Here is a 17,226-nt window from a genome sequence, read left to right on the forward strand (position 1 = left end):
CGTCTGATCAGGATTGAGGAGGGCCGCGCCCGGCCGGAACGGGGTGACGGCGGCGGTTCCCGTCATGACGCGCCGCCCGCGTCAGGGGCGGCCGGCGACTGCCAGTCGGAGCGGCGGAGCCGCTCGGAGAAGACGGCGTGCGCCTGGCGGTACTCGGCTTCGCGGTCGGCTTTGTAGAAGGGGGCGGTGTAGCCGTCGGGGACGGGGCCGTTGACCTCGGGGTCTAGGTGGGCCATGAGCTGCTTCCATGCTTCAGATGGTTGCCCAAAGCCTTTTTGCTTTCGACCAACCTGTCGACCTGCAGCGTCGAAATACATTTCGCTTTCGTAGCCGCTTAGAACGGGGAATCTCGATGTGTAAATAGCAACAAGGTCTTCGACAGCAACCCCAAGCCATACAGCGACAATTGCATCAAGTTCGACGAGCGCTGCACGGCGCTCATACTCTGCACGAAGCGGCGTACTCCACTCCCAGCGGCCGCTAACAGCACCGAGCTCCATCAAGCCCCACCCGCGAACCCATTTTTCCTGAGTCCACATATCATCAAACAGCTCTTCCCAGATGTCTTTGTAAGCATCCGTTAGACAGTTGAGCCGAAGGGTACGCAGCAGGAGTGGACCCGCAAGTGGATGGTGGGGGCTTGGAGCGGGCATAGCCTGAGCATCACTGCCATGAAAATTCTTTTTCCCCAGCAGGCGAAGCATGTAGTCCAGTGGTAGTGATGCTAGAAACCCCGCAGCGAGAGCCGTTTCACGCAGACCTGGAAGCGACATACTATAGACGCCGTCTATATGAGCAGGACCGGGGGGGATCAAGGCAGCAAACAGAGAGCGCTCGGTATTATCAGCCACCATTTTACGCCATGCGATCCGATAGAAGTCCACATATGGCCGCATGGCCAAACTCTCCAATTCACCCCTTGTCAAATTTGAGGATTCCACCTCACTAAGTTTGGCTTTGAAATTCAGGAGATCTTCAAGATAAGAATGATCAACCCAGATTTGGCGATGCGCTTTCCGATACTCATCCTTAGGCAGGGCTCGCTGATAATCCGTACATGGAACCGCATCGACTGGAAGTTCCCTTAGGTCCCATACATCATAGTCGCTCTTGCCCAATCCTGACATATTAGGCTGTTTTGCAAAGGGTGTCGCTACAGAGAAATGTGGCCCCTTTAGAACCACCTCAGACCAATCTCCTGGGTCCGCAGTCTCCCACTTAATTATCTTACGACTTTTTGCCCCCTTTTCATGGAATCCATCACTAGTCTGAGCTCCGGCCTCACCCAGTCGCTTCTCAATTCGCCCAAGTCCGGCAATTACCCCTAACTCTTGACGCAGGATTGGATAGAGAAGCTTTGTTCTATTCAGAGGCACTCCCACATCGCCAGTAATAGGCTGCCACATCCTGAGGACATCCTCATTTACTTCAATTAGGCGATCTCTATGCGGCCGCAGGTCCCAATCCCCATTGAATTTTACACCAGGAAGAGCGCCTAAGCCATCGTGAATAAGCGACTGCTCCAGAACGGAGGGCCAAAAGAGCCAACTAAGATGCAAAAATCTTATTTTACGTGGCTCTCCATAAATGTGGACACCAAAATGCTTTGTGTGGCTAACGGGGTCGGAAAAAATCCTCTTTTCATTTACAAATTCCGCATGAATTCTGAGGCGCGGATAAGCTTCGGCCCGGAGAGCGGCTTCGCCTCGCGCGCCACCGAAATGGCTATCGGGATGAATTAAGCCGATTATTCCAAAACGTCCAGAATTTGTCCAACATTTGACCATGAATGCGCGGTAGAGGTCAGGCTGGGTTCCTGATAGCGGCGGATAAATTATTGGAGACCCTAGATACTCCGCCAATCCAGAATTAATGGATCGCTCTCTAAGGTAGTTCCACCTAAACTCGCTTCCCAACAGATCTAGACGGCGGCTAGAGTAAATGTTGGTCGAAGCGGTATCAAGCAGCTTAAACCAAGGCTCTTGCTCAGCAAGAACCTCCGGTTCATCCCATTCGGGACGCACCCATGGCGGGTTACCTGCCTGAAGGTCAAAACCGCCCTTGTGGAAGACCTGGGCGAACTGAAGCTCCCAGTGGAAGAAGCCCTGCTGTTCAGTGATGTCCTCGGTGACGTCGAACCACGGAAAACGCTCCGGCAGCCGATTCGCCGATTCCATGCCCATCCACGCCGGAAGCTCGTCCTCGTACACCTCCAGGTCCGCCAGGGAGGCGAAGCTCTCCACCAGCGAGTCCGCGGGGATGTCGGCGCGGCCCAGCATCGCCTCGGCGAAGTCGAGCCAGTCGTCCAGGTTCGCCAGCGGGATGACCGGGCGCAGCGGCTCGAAGACCGGGCTCGACTTGCGGCCGACGCTGCGGCGGGACTCACGGGCGAAGCCGTCCAGGCTCGTCTGCTTGGGCAGGCCGAGGTCGAACAGCGACTCCGTCTCCCAGCTCCCCCCGAAGCCGGGCGCCTCCACAGGCTCCACAGGCTCCACAGGCTCCACAGGCTCCACAGGCTCCACGGCCTTCGCGGACTCCGCCGGCTTCGTGGCCCCCTCGGCGGGCTCGGGCCGTACCTCTCCCCGTACGGCCGGAGACACACCGTCTGATCCGTGATCAGACGGTGCATCAGCGGCGCGACGCGCATAGACATCGGCGGTGCCGTCCAGCAGGCCCGCGCGGTCGAGCGGCCAGAACCACAGCGCGCACCAGGCGTCCATGACCTTCTTCAGCCGCCAGTACGGCGTGCCCGGCGCGACCAGGTCGCCGTAGACCTTCTCCTTCCGCACGGCGTCGGCGGGCTGGTCGATCCAGTCGGCGCCCCAGACGTCGATCCGGCGGCTGATCTCCCGCTCGGAGATGGTCAGGCGCTGGACGACGAGGTCCCACAGGTACTCGGCCCGTCCGGAGAGCGCCTGGAGCCGCTGGAGCTGGGAGGACTTCCGGCCGCCGGACTTCTTGTCGGAGACCTTGGCGCGCATCCGCCTGCGCCAGTCGCCCAGTTGCTTCACCTCGGCCGGGGCCAGCTCGCGGGCCTCCTTGGCCCCGGCGACCGCGCCCCAGCCCTCGGCGGGCAGCAGGAAGTGGTGGACCTTGCCCTTGGGCAGCGGGCCGGCCGAGAACGGCAGGTCCTCGGGGGCCTCCTTCAGCCAGGCGCCCTTGGTCAGCGACGCCGGGCCGTACACGCGGCGGCCCGCACCGATGAGCGAGTTGCCGCGCCGCAGGTGCAGGCCGAACCAGGGGGCCCGCAGGCCGGGGTACATGACGTTGAGCCAGACGGAGACCTCGGCCAGTTCGATGGCGGTCTCGTTGAGGTCGACGCCGTAGGAGTTGTGCAGCGCGACGTACGCCTTGACCTTCTGCAGCTCGTCCTCGTAGCGGTCCGGGTCGATCCGGACGTCGAGCTCCTTCTGGCGGCGGCGGAGATACTCGGCGGCCACCTGGTTGACGGCCTCGTTGAGGAACGCGCCCGACCCCAGGGCGGGCTCGCAGATCTTCCACTCCAGGATCTCGCGCGCCGGGGTGACCGTACCCTCCTGGTCGAGGCGGTGCTGCAGGGCGAGCTGGACGGTGACCTTCGTCAGCGACTCGGGCGTGTAGTAGGAGGCGCTGGTCTCCCGGTCACGGCCGGCGAGGCGGTAGACGAACGCGCCCTCCCGGTAGCGGACGTACTCGCCGGTCCGGTTGCCGTCCTCGTCGACGGCGGGCACGAACACGCTCTCGGGGTAGTCGTCCACCTTGGACGCGGGGATCATCCACGAGCCGTCCTTGGGGTCGCCGTTCTTGGCGACCTCGTACAGCTCCTCGGCGGCGATGAACCCGGTGTAGGACATCAGGCCCTCGTAGACCGCGCCGAGCTGGTTGATGCCGAGCTGGGCGTAGGAGATGAAGCCGCCGCGCTCCTTGCGCCGGCCCCGGGTGAGCATGAGCAGCCGCAGCACCCGGTGCAGGGTCGCGTTGCGCAGCCGGGTGTCGATCCTCGGCGCGTCCGGGTCGTCCTCGTCGTATCCCGGCACGACCATCGCCTCGCGGCCGATGAGCCCGGTGTGCCGGGAGTCGAACAGGTCGGCGCGCAGCGGCTCGAACCGGAGCCCCTCGCCGCGTGACCCACCGCTTTCCTCCCTGGCCGCGGGTTCCGGAGCGTCCGCCGCCGTCTCCCCGTCGTCGTCGCCGGTGTCCAGATCGCCGCCGTTGACCAGGCGGAACAGCAGGTCGAGCGACTCGTACAGGTGGAAGCCGTTGCGAGCCTCCTCCCCCACCAGGTCGCGCACCACGAGGTCGCCGAGCCGGGCGAGGCTGTAGCCCCGGCCGTAGTCCTCGTCGTCGGTCGGCAGGATGCCCAGCTCCGGCCGGGCCTCGGCGTACAGCAGGAACAGGATGCGGTAGAGGTAGCGCAGCGCCTCGCGGCCCAGCTCCTTGGCGAGGGCGCCCGGCTCCATGACGTCCTCGGGGCGGACCTGGCGGACGGTGCCGTCGTCCAGCGGCATCTCGGCCTGGCGGATCCGGTCGAGCACCTCGTTGGCGATGAGTTCGACGGACTGCTGCAGCCCCTTGCGGAGCTCGGTGGAGACGCCGACCGCGTGGTTGCGGGAGTTGGTGAGCAGCTCGGCCAGCGGCTCGGAGCCGCCCTCCTCGGGGGGCAGCAGGGAGTCGGCGCCGAACAGCGCGGCGACGACCTCCAGCTCGGCGGGGTTGTTGCGGCCCAGCGCCACATCGAGGCTGACCGCGAGGTAGCGGCCCTCGCCCCAGGTGGCCCGGTCGGCCAGGATGACCACGCCGCCGGCGAGGATCAGCACGTATCGCGGCGGCTCGTCGCCCGCGAACAGCCAGGACGCCAGCCTGGCGCCGGAGGTGATCCGTTCGTTCCCGTCGAGCTGAACAGGCTCCAGCAGCCGCCCGGCCAGGTCCTCGTCGAGGGCGGCGTCCACGTCGGCGGCCCAGCCGCACTCGACGGCGATGAGGTGCCGGTCGGCGCGGGCCACCGGGACGGCGTACTCACGGCCCGCCCGCTCCACGGTCAGCTCGCGCGGTGTCTCGGCGAACCCGAGGGCTTTCAGCGTCTCGCCGTGCAGCTCGGTCAGCTTCTTGCGCCACTCGGCGCGCTCGTCGGGGTCGGTGAGCTCACCCGCGCGCAGCCGGGCGTCGAAGTCGGCGAAGAGCGGCCGGTCTGCGAAGTACGGCCTGCCCAGCGCCCGCAGGCCCCGGCGCGGGGTGGCCTCTCCCGCCTTCTCCCGCTCGTTCCAGCGGGAGAGCAGGCCGCCGGACCTCTTCAGGTCCTTGGGCAGCACCTCGGCCAGGTAGTGGGCCGAGAAGTAATCGCCGCGGTTGACGATGGAGTCGAAGCTCACGGGTGCCCGTCCTGCTGGGTCGTGCCGGAGTCCGGCGTGGCGGGGATCAGCACGGCGAGGATCCGCAGCAGCGGCTCGCCGGTGGTCTCAAGGGATTCGAGGAGTCGCCGCTGCTCGTCGGCGGTCTCGCGCACGCCGGCCTCCTTCCGGCCGACCTGGGAGACGTGCAGGCCGTCGAGGGTGAGCTGCTCCCAGTCGGCCAGCCGCTCGCGGTACTTCTCCAGCGGCGCGGTGACCTCGGCGTCGTAGTGGGCGCGGCTCTCCTCCAGGTGGGCGCGGGCGACGGCGACGGCGGGCCGCACCATCCGCTGGAGCGGTTCGAGGTCCGGCTTCAGGCCGGTGTTGACCATGCCGGGGCCGACCCCGGCCGTCGCGAGCACCTCGACCATCGACCGGCCCTGTACGGCGAGCGCCCCGGGCGGGCCGCTGACCGCCATCCACTCCACGACCGTGGGTCGGCCGCGGCGGTTGGAGTAGATCCCCTGGATCAGGAAGGTCGGCTCGGTCACGCCGGCGATGACGACGGGGGCCCGCTGGCGACCGAGCTGCACGAGGACCTTGTCGGTCAGCCACTCGACGAGGGGGTGCAGGTCGGACAGGTAGGTGATGTCGGGCCACATGGTCTTGGTCCGGCGGGCCTCGTCGAGCTTGCGCCGGGCCAGGGCGCGGTCGAAGGTGACCTTCATCCGCCTGCGGACGTCGTGGGTGCGCAGGTACGAGGACGGAAGCGCCGACAGGCGGTGCACGAGGTCCTTCGGCGGGTCGAAGGCGAGCATCTCGCCGTCGTCCTCCAGGCCGGGCAGGAGGCCCAGCGTGTCGATCGCCTCGCGGGCGAACGCCTCGGTGCCGGTGAAGAGCCGCGGCACGTCCGCCCGGGGCGGCTCGGCGGCCTGGTGGCCCCCCTGCTGACCGCCGGTGGGATTGTCGCCGAGCAGGTTGGCCAGGAAAGGGTCTCCCGCCTGCGATTCGAGCGACTCCTCCACCGTCCGGCCGGCGAGGAGGTCCTGTACGAGGCGGCGCTCCTCGCGTTCGGCGCGGTACTCCCCGGTGACGGCCTCGGCGGTGCCGAAGTGCCGGTGGGCCGTCTCCTCCTTGAGCAGGAGCTTCTCAGCGACCGTACGGTCGTCCTTGGCGCCCTCGACCTCGGAGGTGAGGATCAGCGCGGTGAACCGGGGCTCGTGCTGCTGGCCGTAGCGGTCGATGCGGCCGTTGCGCTGCTCGATGCGGATCAGGCTCCACGGCACGTCGTAGTGGATGAGCTGGTGGCACTGGCGGTGCAGGTTGACGCCCTCGGAGGCGACGTCACCGGTGAACAGGATCCGGATCTTGCTGTCGGCGAGCGAGAAGCGCTCGACGATCTCCTGCTGCTGGATGTCGGACAGCCCGCCGTGCATGATCTCCACGGCGTCGCCGGACAATCCGAGCCGCGCGGGCACGGTCCGCTTCAGCCACTTCAGGGTGGGGACGCTCTCGGAGAACACCACCACCCGGGTGTCGCCGCGCGGGCCGACGCCGATCTCCCCGAGCCGGGTGACCAGGGCGCGGAGCTTGGCGGAGTCGTCGTCGCCGACCCGCGCCGCCAGGTCCGCGAGGACCTTCAATCCCTCGATCTCACGGCTCTCCGTGGCCTTCTTCAATCTGTTGCCGACCGTGGCGGCCAGGGCGACGTGCGAGGAGAGGAACGACTTGAGCAGCGTGTAGGGGAAGAGCCGGTGCTTGGCGTCGACGACCGGGCCGCCTTCCCGGGCATCGCCGGCCAGCCAGGCCCGGGTCAGCTCCTCGAAGATCCTCTCCTCGGCTTCGGTGGCGGCGCAGTGCAGCGGGACGGAGGGTCCGCGGTCGGGCCACTTGCTCCCCATCTGGTCGCGGACCTCGGGGTTGACCTTCGTGCGGCGGATGTAGAGGTGGGCGATGTCCTTGGCCGAGTACTCGGTGTCGTCGGCGATCGCGGCCGGGTCGAGCATGCGGATCAGCTCGGCGAAGGACTTGCTCTCGCCGTTGTGCGGGGTGGCGCTGGCCAGCAGCAGCGCGTCGGTGTTACGGGCCAGCAGCCTGGCGAGGCGGTTGCGGAAGCTCTTCTCGCCGATGAGGTTGTGCGACTCGTCGATGACGACCGCGTCCCAGTGGATCTTCTCCAGGTGCTGGCCGTACTTGCCGACGTTCTTGAGGGTGTCGATCGAGACGATGACCCGCTTGTAGTAGGTGAACGGGTTGCGGCCCGCCGGGATCTCCCGCTGGATGCGTTCGATGCCGACCGAGTCGAGGCGGACCAGCGGGATGGAGAAGCGGGTCCACAGCTCATGCTGGAACTGCTCCAGCACCTGCTGCGGGGTGACCACGAGGATCCGGTCGCCGCGGCCGCGGCGGATCAGCTCGGCCAGGATGAGGCCGATCTCCAGCGTCTTGCCCAGACCGACGACGTCGGCGAGCAGGATCCGCGGGCGCAGGCCGTCGAGCGCCAGCTGGGCCGGCCGCCGCTGGTAGGGCAGCGGGTCCAGCAGGAAGCGGTCGGCCAGGGCGAGCCCCTTCTCCGTCTGCGGCAGCGGCGTCCTGCGCAGCACCGCTTCGAGGAAGAGACGGCTCTTGGCGAACCGGGAGGTGTCGTCGTGCTCCAGGACGGTGTCCTCGGGGCGCATCAGCGTGACGCGCTCGATCGCGGTGAAGAAGACCGCGTCCTCGTCGCGGACGAACTCCGAGGCGCCGACCGCGGTGATGCGGGTCCCACCCGGTCTCCCGGGTCTGATGGGCTCGGCGGGACCGCAGGTGCGGACGATCCACTCCGCGTCGCGGACCTCGATCCGGGCACCGGGGGGGTACGGCGTCTGGGGCACGGTTCTCCTTGGAAGAGAGCGCTTCGGGGGTGAGCGGCCTTCGGGGTGCCGCCCGGGGTCTCGGCGGTCTCGGGTTTCTCGCGGGGGTTGCGGGCGGTGATCGGCGGTCCTCAGAAGCGGGCGTTGGCGGCGTAGGCGTCGCGCAGCCGTTCGGCGAGGAGGGCGACGACGGAACCCGGGACGACGACGTCGGTGAGGTCACGTCGTTTCGGCAGGGACGGCTCGGGCTCGGCGGGGTCGGACTCGCGTTCGACGTAGGTGGCCACCGCCAGTCGCCGAACGGCCACCGGCAGGGTGAGCCCGCCCGCGGTGGCGGGCCCGGTCAGCCAGGAGGTCACCTGGGCGAGCCCGGGGCGGGCGGCCGGGTCGTGGGCGAGCATCGCGGTGACGAACGGAACGAAGTCCTCGGGGAGACCGGCGAGGTCGGGGGCCTTCTCCGAGTTGATGATGTTCATCAGCAGCGCCGCGAGGTTCGCCCCCTGGTAGGGGTAGTGGCCGGTCAGGGCGAACAGGAGCGTCGCGCCCAGCGCGTACACGTCGGTGGCGGCCGTCACGCTCCTGGGAGTGTTGGCCTGCTCGGGGGACATACAGGCGGGCGTGCCCAGCGTCGACCCCGAGGTGGTGAGGTCCGTCGGCCCTTCGGCGAAGGCCACCAACCCGAGATCGATGACCTTGGGGCCGTCCCGGCCCAGGAGGATGTTCCCCGGCTTGAGGTCGCGGTGGAGCAGCCCGGCCCGGTGGACGTCCTTGAGCGCGGCGGCGAGCAGAACGCCGAGGGTGGCCGCGTCGGCGGGCGCGAGCGGTCCGCGCAGCTCGACGAACTCCTTCAGGCTCAGTCCCCGGACGTACTCGACGGCGAGCCACGGCGGCTCCTCGTCCTCCTCCGACGCGTCGACGAGCCCGGCGACATGCGGTCCCTGGACGGTGCGCAACGCGTCGACCTCCCTGGCGAACCGCGCCCGCACCTCGGCCCGATCGGCCATCTCCTCGCGGATGACCTTGACGGCGACCGGTTCGTAGTCGGCCGTCAGGCCGTAGAAAACCCGGCCCATGCCGCCCGAACCGAGCCGGCCCCGCAGGGCGATGCCCCCGATGATCTGGGGGTCGGAACGGTCCACGGGTTCCATCCGCACCTGCCTCACGGTCGCCTCGTGCCCTCCGGCCGGGCGGACCCCCGCTCGACCGCTCATGACGAGCGGCGGGACGGGGGAAAATCGGCGAAGGAGGTCTTTTTCTTTACGCGCGCTTGAACACAGTAGCGATCACTAATAAGACTTTTCAAGTGAATCTGGTTCACAATGGGGCCGCATATCGATAACCGGCCAGGTTGACGGAGGCGATGACCCGGCGATACCCCTTGCCGTCCTCGGGTCGGGCGCTCAATACGAAGAGGGCGACTTTTGATTTAGGTAGATACCAGACTTTCTGGACATATTGGCCATTCGCCATGCAAGGGATCACCCATTCGCGGTAGGCGGCCTTCCTGCCGTCCGCCATGCGCGCGAGGCTGGAGCGGCGCAGGCTCGACCCGTCGGCGTAGACGCCGTCGTAGAGGCCGAACTCTCCGATGGCGTCGTCGTAGGAGCCGTTCGGGTCGCGCCACACGGAGCCGTCCGCCAGGCATGGCATCGGGCTCCCCACCACCCAGCCGAAATGAGGATCGTCGATGCCGTTCCCCGGCCAACTCCCGGGTCCGGCACCGGTTTTGAGCACCATGGCGTCGGGGCGGCAGGCGAACTCCCACGGTCCACTGCTCCCCCGCGCGTTCGGCGACTCGATGCAGGCGAGATCCTTGCGGACGCGCAGCAGTCGCCACCCTTTCGGCAACGTCATCGCGATTCCGCGAAATGAGACGGCCTCACCTCCGGAGCGCGGGACCGTCCGGGTCTTCTCCGTCGCCCCGGTCGAGGTCTCCCCCGTTCTCACCGGTGTCGCGGAGATGGCGACGGGTGCGGGCCGGGTCGGGGCCGCGGACTGCGCGAGCGCCTTCGGCACGGCGGACGGATCGCTGGAACGTTCCTGGAAAGGCTCCGGAGGAGACGAGGTCGCCGCGGCGGCGATGATCGCGGTGACCGCCACCAGGGTGACGGCCGCAGCCGTGGCGATGTAGGCGTGCACCCACGACGGCCCGGAGCGCCCGCGCGCGCCCGCGGCGGGTTCACCCGCCGGAAGCGCCCTCACGGCCGGAACCGCCGGAGTCGCCTTCAGCGCCGGGGCCGTCGGCGGCGCGGGCGGCTCCGGCCATTCCGTGGTCTCGCCGGGTGACAGTACCCAGGTGCGCTGGATCATGACCGTGGCGTCGGCCTCCGGCTCCGCCAGGTCGTCGGCCCGGTCACGCCAGGCGTCGGTCACCCCGGCCAGGACCTCGGCGGCGGCCGGCCGCTCCGCCGGGTCCTTGGCCAGCGCCCGCTCGACGAGGCCGCGCAGGTCGGCGGGGACGGCCCCGGTGTCCGGTGTCTCCTCGCGGACGCGGTAGGCGAGCACCTCGGGGCGGCCGGTGCCGTACGGCGGCTCGCCGGTGACGGCGAAGAACACCAGCAGGGCCCAGCCGTACACGTCGGCCGGGGTGCCCGCGGAGCCCTCACCGTACTCCTCCGGGCTGATCCAGCCGGGTGATCCGACGAGCGTGCCGGTGTGCGTCATCGTGCTGCCGTCCAGCACCTTGGCGATGCCGAAGTCGATCAACCGCGGCCCGCCGGGCGCGAGGATCACGTTGGACGGCTTGAGGTCGCGGTGGACCACCCCGGCCGCGTGCATGGCCACCAGCGCCTCGGCGACCCCGGCGGCCAGACCGTACAGGGCGTCCCCGGACAGCGGGCCCTCGGCGCGCACGTGCTGCTCGATCGTGGGGCCGGGGATGTACTCGGTGGCGAGCCACGGGCGTTCGGTGCCGGGGTCGGAGCCGAGGACCCGGGCCAGGCAGACGCCCTCCACCCCGTCCAGTACGGAGATCTCTCGGCTGAAGCGCCGGCGGAACTCCAGGTCGACGGAGAGCGGCTCGTGCACGAGCTTGACGGCCACCCGCCGGCCTACGTCGTCGACGCCCGCGTAGACGACCCCCATGCCGCCCGCGCCGAGGCGTCCCACCAGCCGGTACGGGCCGATCTCGCGCGGATCACCTGACAGCAGCGGCAGCACGCGGCCTCCGTGGGGGTTCGTTCGGCTTGGGCGGAGATTGAAGCAGATGGCGGGGAGATCCTCCAGAGGAAGACGATACACACCATACGTCGGGAACCAGATTTATCCTTGTTGACTCAGTTCACAATATGGTTAACTCGTGGAACCGGGCGGCGTGCGAGCGCCGCCCGGTCCACCCACTCGCGCTCCCCGAGAGCCCACCTACTCGCGTCCCCCGAGAGTCCACCCACTCGCGTCCCCCGAAAGCGAGCCCTCGCCATGCACGGAAACGAGCAGCCCCCACAGCCCGGCCACCCGCGGCAGCCCGGCCGGCCCCCGCACGGCCCGCAGCCGCAGGGTCAGCCGCCGCAGTACGGCCCGCCCCCGCAGTACGGCTCACCCCCGGTACACCCCCAGTTCGTGGCCGCGCCGAAGAAGAAGGGCGGCTGCCTGCGGGCGTTCGTCGTCGGCGTGGTCGTGCTGGCCGGGCTGGTCCTGGTGGGCGTCGGCGTGCTCCTCAGCGGCGGGGGCGACTCCCCCCGCTCGGACACCGCCGCCTCCCCCGGTTCGGACGCCGGCACCTCCGCCCCCGCCGGGGAGGCCGGCAAGCGGGCCGCGGCCGGCATCGGCGACACGGTGAAGGACGGCAAGTTCTCCTTCAAGGTGACCAAGGTGGAGAAGGGTGTCGAGCGCGTCGGCGACCAGTACATCGGGTCGAATGCCCAGGGTCAGTACGTCCTCGTGCACGTCACCGTGAAGAACATCGGCGACGAGGCGCAGATGTTCCTGGACTCGGCGCAGAAGCTCCTCGACACGGCCGACCGCGAGTACGACGCCGACTCCGGGGCGGCCGTGCTCGGCCTGAAGAACTCCAACGCCTTCCTCAACAACATCAACCCCGGCAACAGCGTCAGCGGCATCCTGCTCTTCGACGTCCCCGACGACTTCAGGATCAAGGCGATCGAGTTGCACGACTCGCTCTTCTCCGACGGCACGCAGGTGGCGCTCCGGTGATGAGTCCACCAATGTGATCTCATTCCGGGAACGTTCCAGCCACCGGAGATCACCGGCCACTAACATCACGCCACCCGCCCGATCACCCGGACGAGAGGGGCCGGGTTCGCACCGCCATCATGCGGCGAGCACAAGCCGTACGACGTGAAGGAGAGAAGCCGCGTGAGCGCGCAGCAGTCCCGGGCCCGGGACCCCCGTCTGATCGACTCCACCACGCGCCTGGTGGAGTTCCTCCGCGACCTGGCGACCGCGCGCCGCGCCCCGGTCCGAGACGTCCGGCACCACGGGCAGGTGCTGTGGCTGGTCGACCTGCCTGACGCGGTCCGGCCCCGACCGGAGGCGGGGCCCGGCGAGGTCCTCCTCTCCGTCGACCACGTCCGGAGCGTCCCGCCCCCGTCCCCGCCCGAGGAACTCCACGGCTGGCTCCGGCCGAACGAGCTCGCCGATCCCGAGCTGAACGCCCCCGGACTGTCGGAGACCGGGCCGGGGCTCGTCGAGGAACCCGGTGAGGACGGCCGCCCGGTGTCGCGGCCGGAGACCGAGGACGACCGGCCCGACGTGGTCACCGCGTACGAGGCGTGGCTTCCCCTCTGGCGGGCGTGGGCGGACCGGGAGCGGGAGCGGGTCCGGCAGCAGCGCTGGCACCGCGACCTCTACTCGATCGCCAACCAGCTCGGGCAGATCGACGACGAGTGGGAGCTGGTGCTGGCGACCGGCCTGCTGTCCTGGACCGCCCCCGGCGGCGTCGGTGTCCGCAACCACCTGATCGCGACCCGTCTCCACCTGCGGATCGATCCGGACACCGAGCGAATCGACGTCCTGCTGGGCGAGGCGGCGCCGGCCCTGCAGGACCGTGAGCTGCTGGCAGACCTCGACGGGTTCACCCCCCAGCGGACCGACTCCCTGCGGCGGCGCGTCCGGGAGGGGGAGGCCGCCGGACTGCAGGGCGGCGTCACCGGGCTGCTGGAGGCATGGTGCGACCGCGGGCTCGACGTCAGGCCCGCGCCACGATTCCTGCCCGACTGGGCGCCCGGGAAGGCGTCCAGCGGCCCCGCCGAGGTACGGCCGGCGCCCGCGCTCGTGCTGCGCAAGCGGGACCACGGCTCTCTCATCTCCTACTACGACGAGATGATCTCCGTACTGACCGGCCCGGACGCCCAGACGCCCCTCGGGCTGGCCCAGCTCGTCGGCTCGCTCGAACCGGAGGAGCGCATGGCCTTCCTCCAGGAGCGGAAGGTCGTATCCGGGGACGTCCTCGGGCAGGACCCGCTCTTCCCGCTGCCCGCCAACCCCGAGCAGCGCACGATCATGACCCGGCTGGGGGCGGACAACGGCGTCGTCGTCCAGGGGCCGCCCGGAACGGGCAAGACCCACAGCATCGCCAACCTGCTGTCGGCGCTGCTCGCCCAGGGGCAGCGGGTGCTGGTCACCAGCCAGAAGGCGCAGGCGCTGCGGGTCCTGCGGGACAAGCTCCCGGCGGAGATCGCCGCGTTGTGCGTCTCCATGACCGACCTCGGCCGTGGCGGCTCCGCGGAACTCGAAGGCGGCGTCAAGGCGCTGTCCGGCCGTTTCTCCTCCTTCGACCCCGCCCGGCAGGCCCGGGGCATCGCCGGGAAGCGGGGGCAGCTTGAGGCCGCCCGCCGTGCCACCGCGGAGCTGACCGAGCGGATCCGGGCCCTGCGCGAGTCGGAGACCTACCGCCATCCCGAAGTCTCGGCCGGTTACGCGGGCACCCTCGCCGGCATCGCGCGGCGGCTGCGGCAGGAGGCGGCGGAGTGCTCGTGGATGCCGGTCCCGCTGCCCGCCTCCGCGACGTCCGCGGCCCCGATCACCGTCGGTGAGGCCGCGGAGCTCATCGCCCTCCTCGCCGGGGAGACGTTGCGGCGGAAGGCGCGACTCTCCCAGCGCCTTCCCGACGTGGCCTCCCTGCCGGGCGTGGAAAGGCTGAACGGCCTGATCGCGGCGGAGTCCGCCGCGCACGACGTGGCGCGGCAGGCCGAGACGGAGGTCTCCCGGCGCATCGAGCACCTCACCCCCGCCCTGCTCGCCCGGCTGGAGGGGATCGCGGCCGACGTCGCCACATGTCTCCACCGGCTCGGCCTGCCCGAGGAGGCGGCGGCCTGGGATTCCGCGGACTGGACGGTCCGCGCGCTGCAGGACGGCCTGGCCGGACGCGAGGTCACGGTCTGGGAGCAGCTCGCCGCGCACGCCGGCCGGCTCGCCGCCGCCAGGGACGCCGTCCAGACGATCGGGTTCCGGGCGGTCAGCCACCCGCCGCTGGACACGCCGGGCGCGACCGGAGCCTACCTGCAGGCGATGCGGGAACTGCGCGACCACCTCGCCGCCGGGAACCAGCTCAAGCGCGGCCCGTTCAGGCCCGCCGTACAGAAGCGGGCCGCGCCGTGGCTGGAGGGGACGCTGGTCGACGGGATCCCCCCGTCCAACGTCGAGCTGCTGTCGCTGGTCGTCGCCGAGTTCGAAGGCCGGGCCGCCGCCGCCGAGCTGCGGCGCGGCTGGCGGCTCGTCGGGGTGGAGTTCCCCGAGGACGTGCCGCTCCAGCGGGCGGTGGCCCAGCTCGGCGACGCCTTCGACCGGCTCGGCCAGGTGCGCCACGTCCTGTCGGCGGTGGCGGAGGCCACGCGGCTGCTCACCATGGCGGGCGCGCACGTCAGGCTCGGCACGCCCGCCGACTGGACCGCGTACGCCACGGCGCTGCGTGCCGTACGACTTCGGGCCGAGGCCGCGCAGGCCACCTCCGCGTTGGGCGAGCTGCACGCGGTGCTGCAGCGCGAGATCGGGTTCGGCACCCCCGCCCCGGAGCTCGTCGAGGCCGCGAACGCGGTGGCCACGCGTGACGACGCCACCTACCGGCGGTGCCTGCACGCTCTCACCGAGGCGCACCGGGAGCAGGCCGAGCAGCGGCGCTGCGACGAGCTCGCCGGCCGGGTCCGCGCCGCCCATCCGGCGCTGCTCCACCTGCTGTCCGAGGCCGGGGCGTGGCGGCCGGAGTTCTCCACGTGGGAGCGGGCGTGGGCGTGGGCGAAGGCGCAGACGTTCTTCACCGAACAGCGCCGCCCCGGCCTGGAACAGCAGCTCGAAGCCGAACTGGAGGCGGCGACCGCCCGTGAGATGAGACTGACCGCGGAGCTCGCCGCCGAGCAGGCCTGGCAGGCGGCGCTGAGCAGGATGAACTCCCGGCAGGCCACGGCCCTGCGTTCCTACCAGGACCACATCGGCAAGCTCGGCAAGGGCACCGGCCGGTACGCCGCGAAGTTCCAGTCGCTCGCCCGCGAGGCGATGCTGCACGCCCGCGACGCCGTACCCGCCTGGATCATGCCGCTGCAGCAGGTGCTGGAGACGATCCCACCTGTCCGGGACTCCTTCGACGTGGTCATCGTCGATGAGGCCAGCCAGGCGAGCATCGAGGCGCTCTTCCTGCTGTGGCTGGCGCCCCGTGTGATCGTCGTCGGGGACGACAAGCAGTGCGCGCCCTCGACGGTGAGCCACGGCGAGCTCGCACCGATCTTCGCCAAGCTGTCGACCTACCTGCCGGACCTCCCGCCGTACCTGCGGGACGCGTTCACCCCCAAGTCGAGTCTCTTCGACCTGCTGGCCACACGGTTCGGCTCGGTGCTGCGGCTCAAGGAGCACTTCCGCTGCATGCCGGAGATCATCGACTTCTCCTCGCGGCAGTTCTACGCGGACGAGCCGCTGGTGCCGCTGCGGCAGTTCGGCGCCGACCGGCTGCCCCCGCTGCGGACGGAGTACGTGCCGGGCGCCGTGACCGAGGGGACAACGACCCGGCTGCGCAACCTCGCCGAGGCCGAGGCCATCGTGGAGCGGATCCTCGCGTGCACGGAGGATCCGGCCTACCGGGAGCGGACCTTCGGCGTCGTCGTGCTGCAGGGCGGCGCGCAGGTGCAGCTCATCCACAACCTGCTGCTCGACCGTCTGGACACCAAGGAGTGGGAGAGACGCAGGCTGCGCGTCGGGACGCCGCCCGACTTCCAGGGCGACGAGCGTGACGTGGTGTTCCTGTCCATGGTGGTCGCCGAGAGGCGGTCCGCACTGACGAGCACCGAATGGCAGCGCAGGTTCAACGTGGCCGCGTCGCGGGCCAAGGACCAGATGTGGCTGTTCCACTCCGTCACGCCCGACCTGCTGTCCCCCGCCTGCCTGCGCAGGTCGCTGCTCACCTACCTGCTGAACCCCCCGTCGGCGCTGCTCTCGGCATCGTTGGACGACGTGACCCCGGACGTCTCCCATCCGGAGTTCGACTCGCTCTTCGAGCAGCGGGTCTTCCTGCGGATCCGCGAGCGCGGCTACCACGTCGTCCCCCAGGTGGAGGTCAACGGCCGCCGGATCGACCTCGTGGTGAGCGGTGCCGGCGGACGCCTGGCGGTCGAGTGCGACGGCGACTTCTGGCACGGCACACCCGAGCAGCGGGAGGCCGACCTCGACCGGGAGCGGGAGCTCAAGCGCGCGGGATGGCGGTTCTGGCGGGTCCGCGAGAGCGAGTTCCACTTCGACCCCGAGGCCGCCCTGGAGCCCCTCTGGTCCGAGCTCGCCCGGCGGGGCATCCGGCCGGGCGAGGTCGCGGGCGAGGGGGACGCCGGAGCGTCCTCGTCATGGAACGCGCTGGACCTGCCGGAGGAGGACGGCTGGGACGGGTTCGACGACCTGCTCGACGGGCTCGACGGCGTGGGCACGCCGATGGGTGTCCCTCTGGCCGGCTCATCAACGGAATCGACCACGGCCCGGATCCGCTCCTGGGCGCGCAGCCAGGGGTACGCCGTCGGTGAGCGCGGCCGGCTTCCGGAGAACGTCGTCGACGCCTACCATCGCGCGGATCACGCCGCTCAGGAGGAGGCCGTACGGCGGGCATGACTCCGGAGAATCCTGCTCGTTCGCCGTCC

Annotated in this window: 6 protein-coding genes; 2 read left to right on the forward strand and 4 right to left on the reverse strand. The window is 69.6% G+C overall.

The features are described from left to right. Positions 1-62: 62 nt before the first annotated feature. The 4 genes from IEZ10_RS16445 to IEZ10_RS16460 form a co-directional block, all read right to left on the reverse strand. Positions 63-5,348: a class I SAM-dependent DNA methyltransferase gene (locus IEZ10_RS16445; RefSeq protein ID WP_189247375.1), complete on the reverse strand. Its 5,286-nt coding sequence runs from the start codon at positions 5,346-5,348 to the stop codon at positions 63-65. Next, entirely contained in the window at positions 5,345-8,179 is a 2,835-nt protein-coding gene (locus IEZ10_RS16450; RefSeq protein WP_229811327.1) for a DEAD/DEAH box helicase, read from the reverse strand. The genes IEZ10_RS16445 and IEZ10_RS16450 overlap by 4 nt, the downstream gene beginning before the upstream one ends. Positions 8,180-8,289: 110 nt before the next feature. Beyond that, complete coding sequence (locus IEZ10_RS16455; protein ID WP_189247465.1) at positions 8,290-9,306, reverse strand: serine/threonine-protein kinase; 1,017 nt, start codon at positions 9,304-9,306, stop codon at positions 8,290-8,292. 166 nt (positions 9,307-9,472) lie between these two features. Then, positions 9,473-11,317, reverse strand: coding sequence for a serine/threonine protein kinase (locus tag IEZ10_RS16460; RefSeq protein ID WP_189247376.1), 1,845 nt, complete (start codon positions 11,315-11,317; stop codon positions 9,473-9,475). 258 nt (positions 11,318-11,575) lie between these two features. On the opposite strand from IEZ10_RS16460, the gene IEZ10_RS16465 reads away from it, so the two are divergent. Beyond that, complete coding sequence (locus IEZ10_RS16465) at positions 11,576-12,310, forward strand: DUF4352 domain-containing protein (protein WP_189247377.1); 735 nt, start codon at positions 11,576-11,578, stop codon at positions 12,308-12,310. 162 nt (positions 12,311-12,472) lie between these two features. Next, positions 12,473-17,197 (forward strand): PDDEXK-like endonuclease domain-containing protein, encoded by a 4,725-nt coding sequence (locus IEZ10_RS16470; RefSeq protein WP_189247378.1) that lies wholly within the window; start codon positions 12,473-12,475, stop codon positions 17,195-17,197. Positions 17,198-17,226 lie beyond the last annotated feature (29 nt).

The organism is Streptosporangium pseudovulgare (assembly GCF_014648055.1).
Taxonomy (GTDB): domain Bacteria; phylum Actinomycetota; class Actinomycetes; order Streptosporangiales; family Streptosporangiaceae; genus Streptosporangium; species Streptosporangium pseudovulgare.

Excerpts from the sequence above, each read along its gene's own strand:
- IEZ10_RS16455 (WP_189247465.1), bottom strand. The coding sequence starts at position 9,306 with ATGGAACCCGTGGACCGTTCCGACCCCCAGATCATCGGGGGCATCGCC.
- IEZ10_RS16465 (WP_189247377.1), top strand. The coding sequence starts at position 11,576 with ATGCACGGAAACGAGCAGCCCCCACAGCCCGGCCACCCGCGGCAGCCC.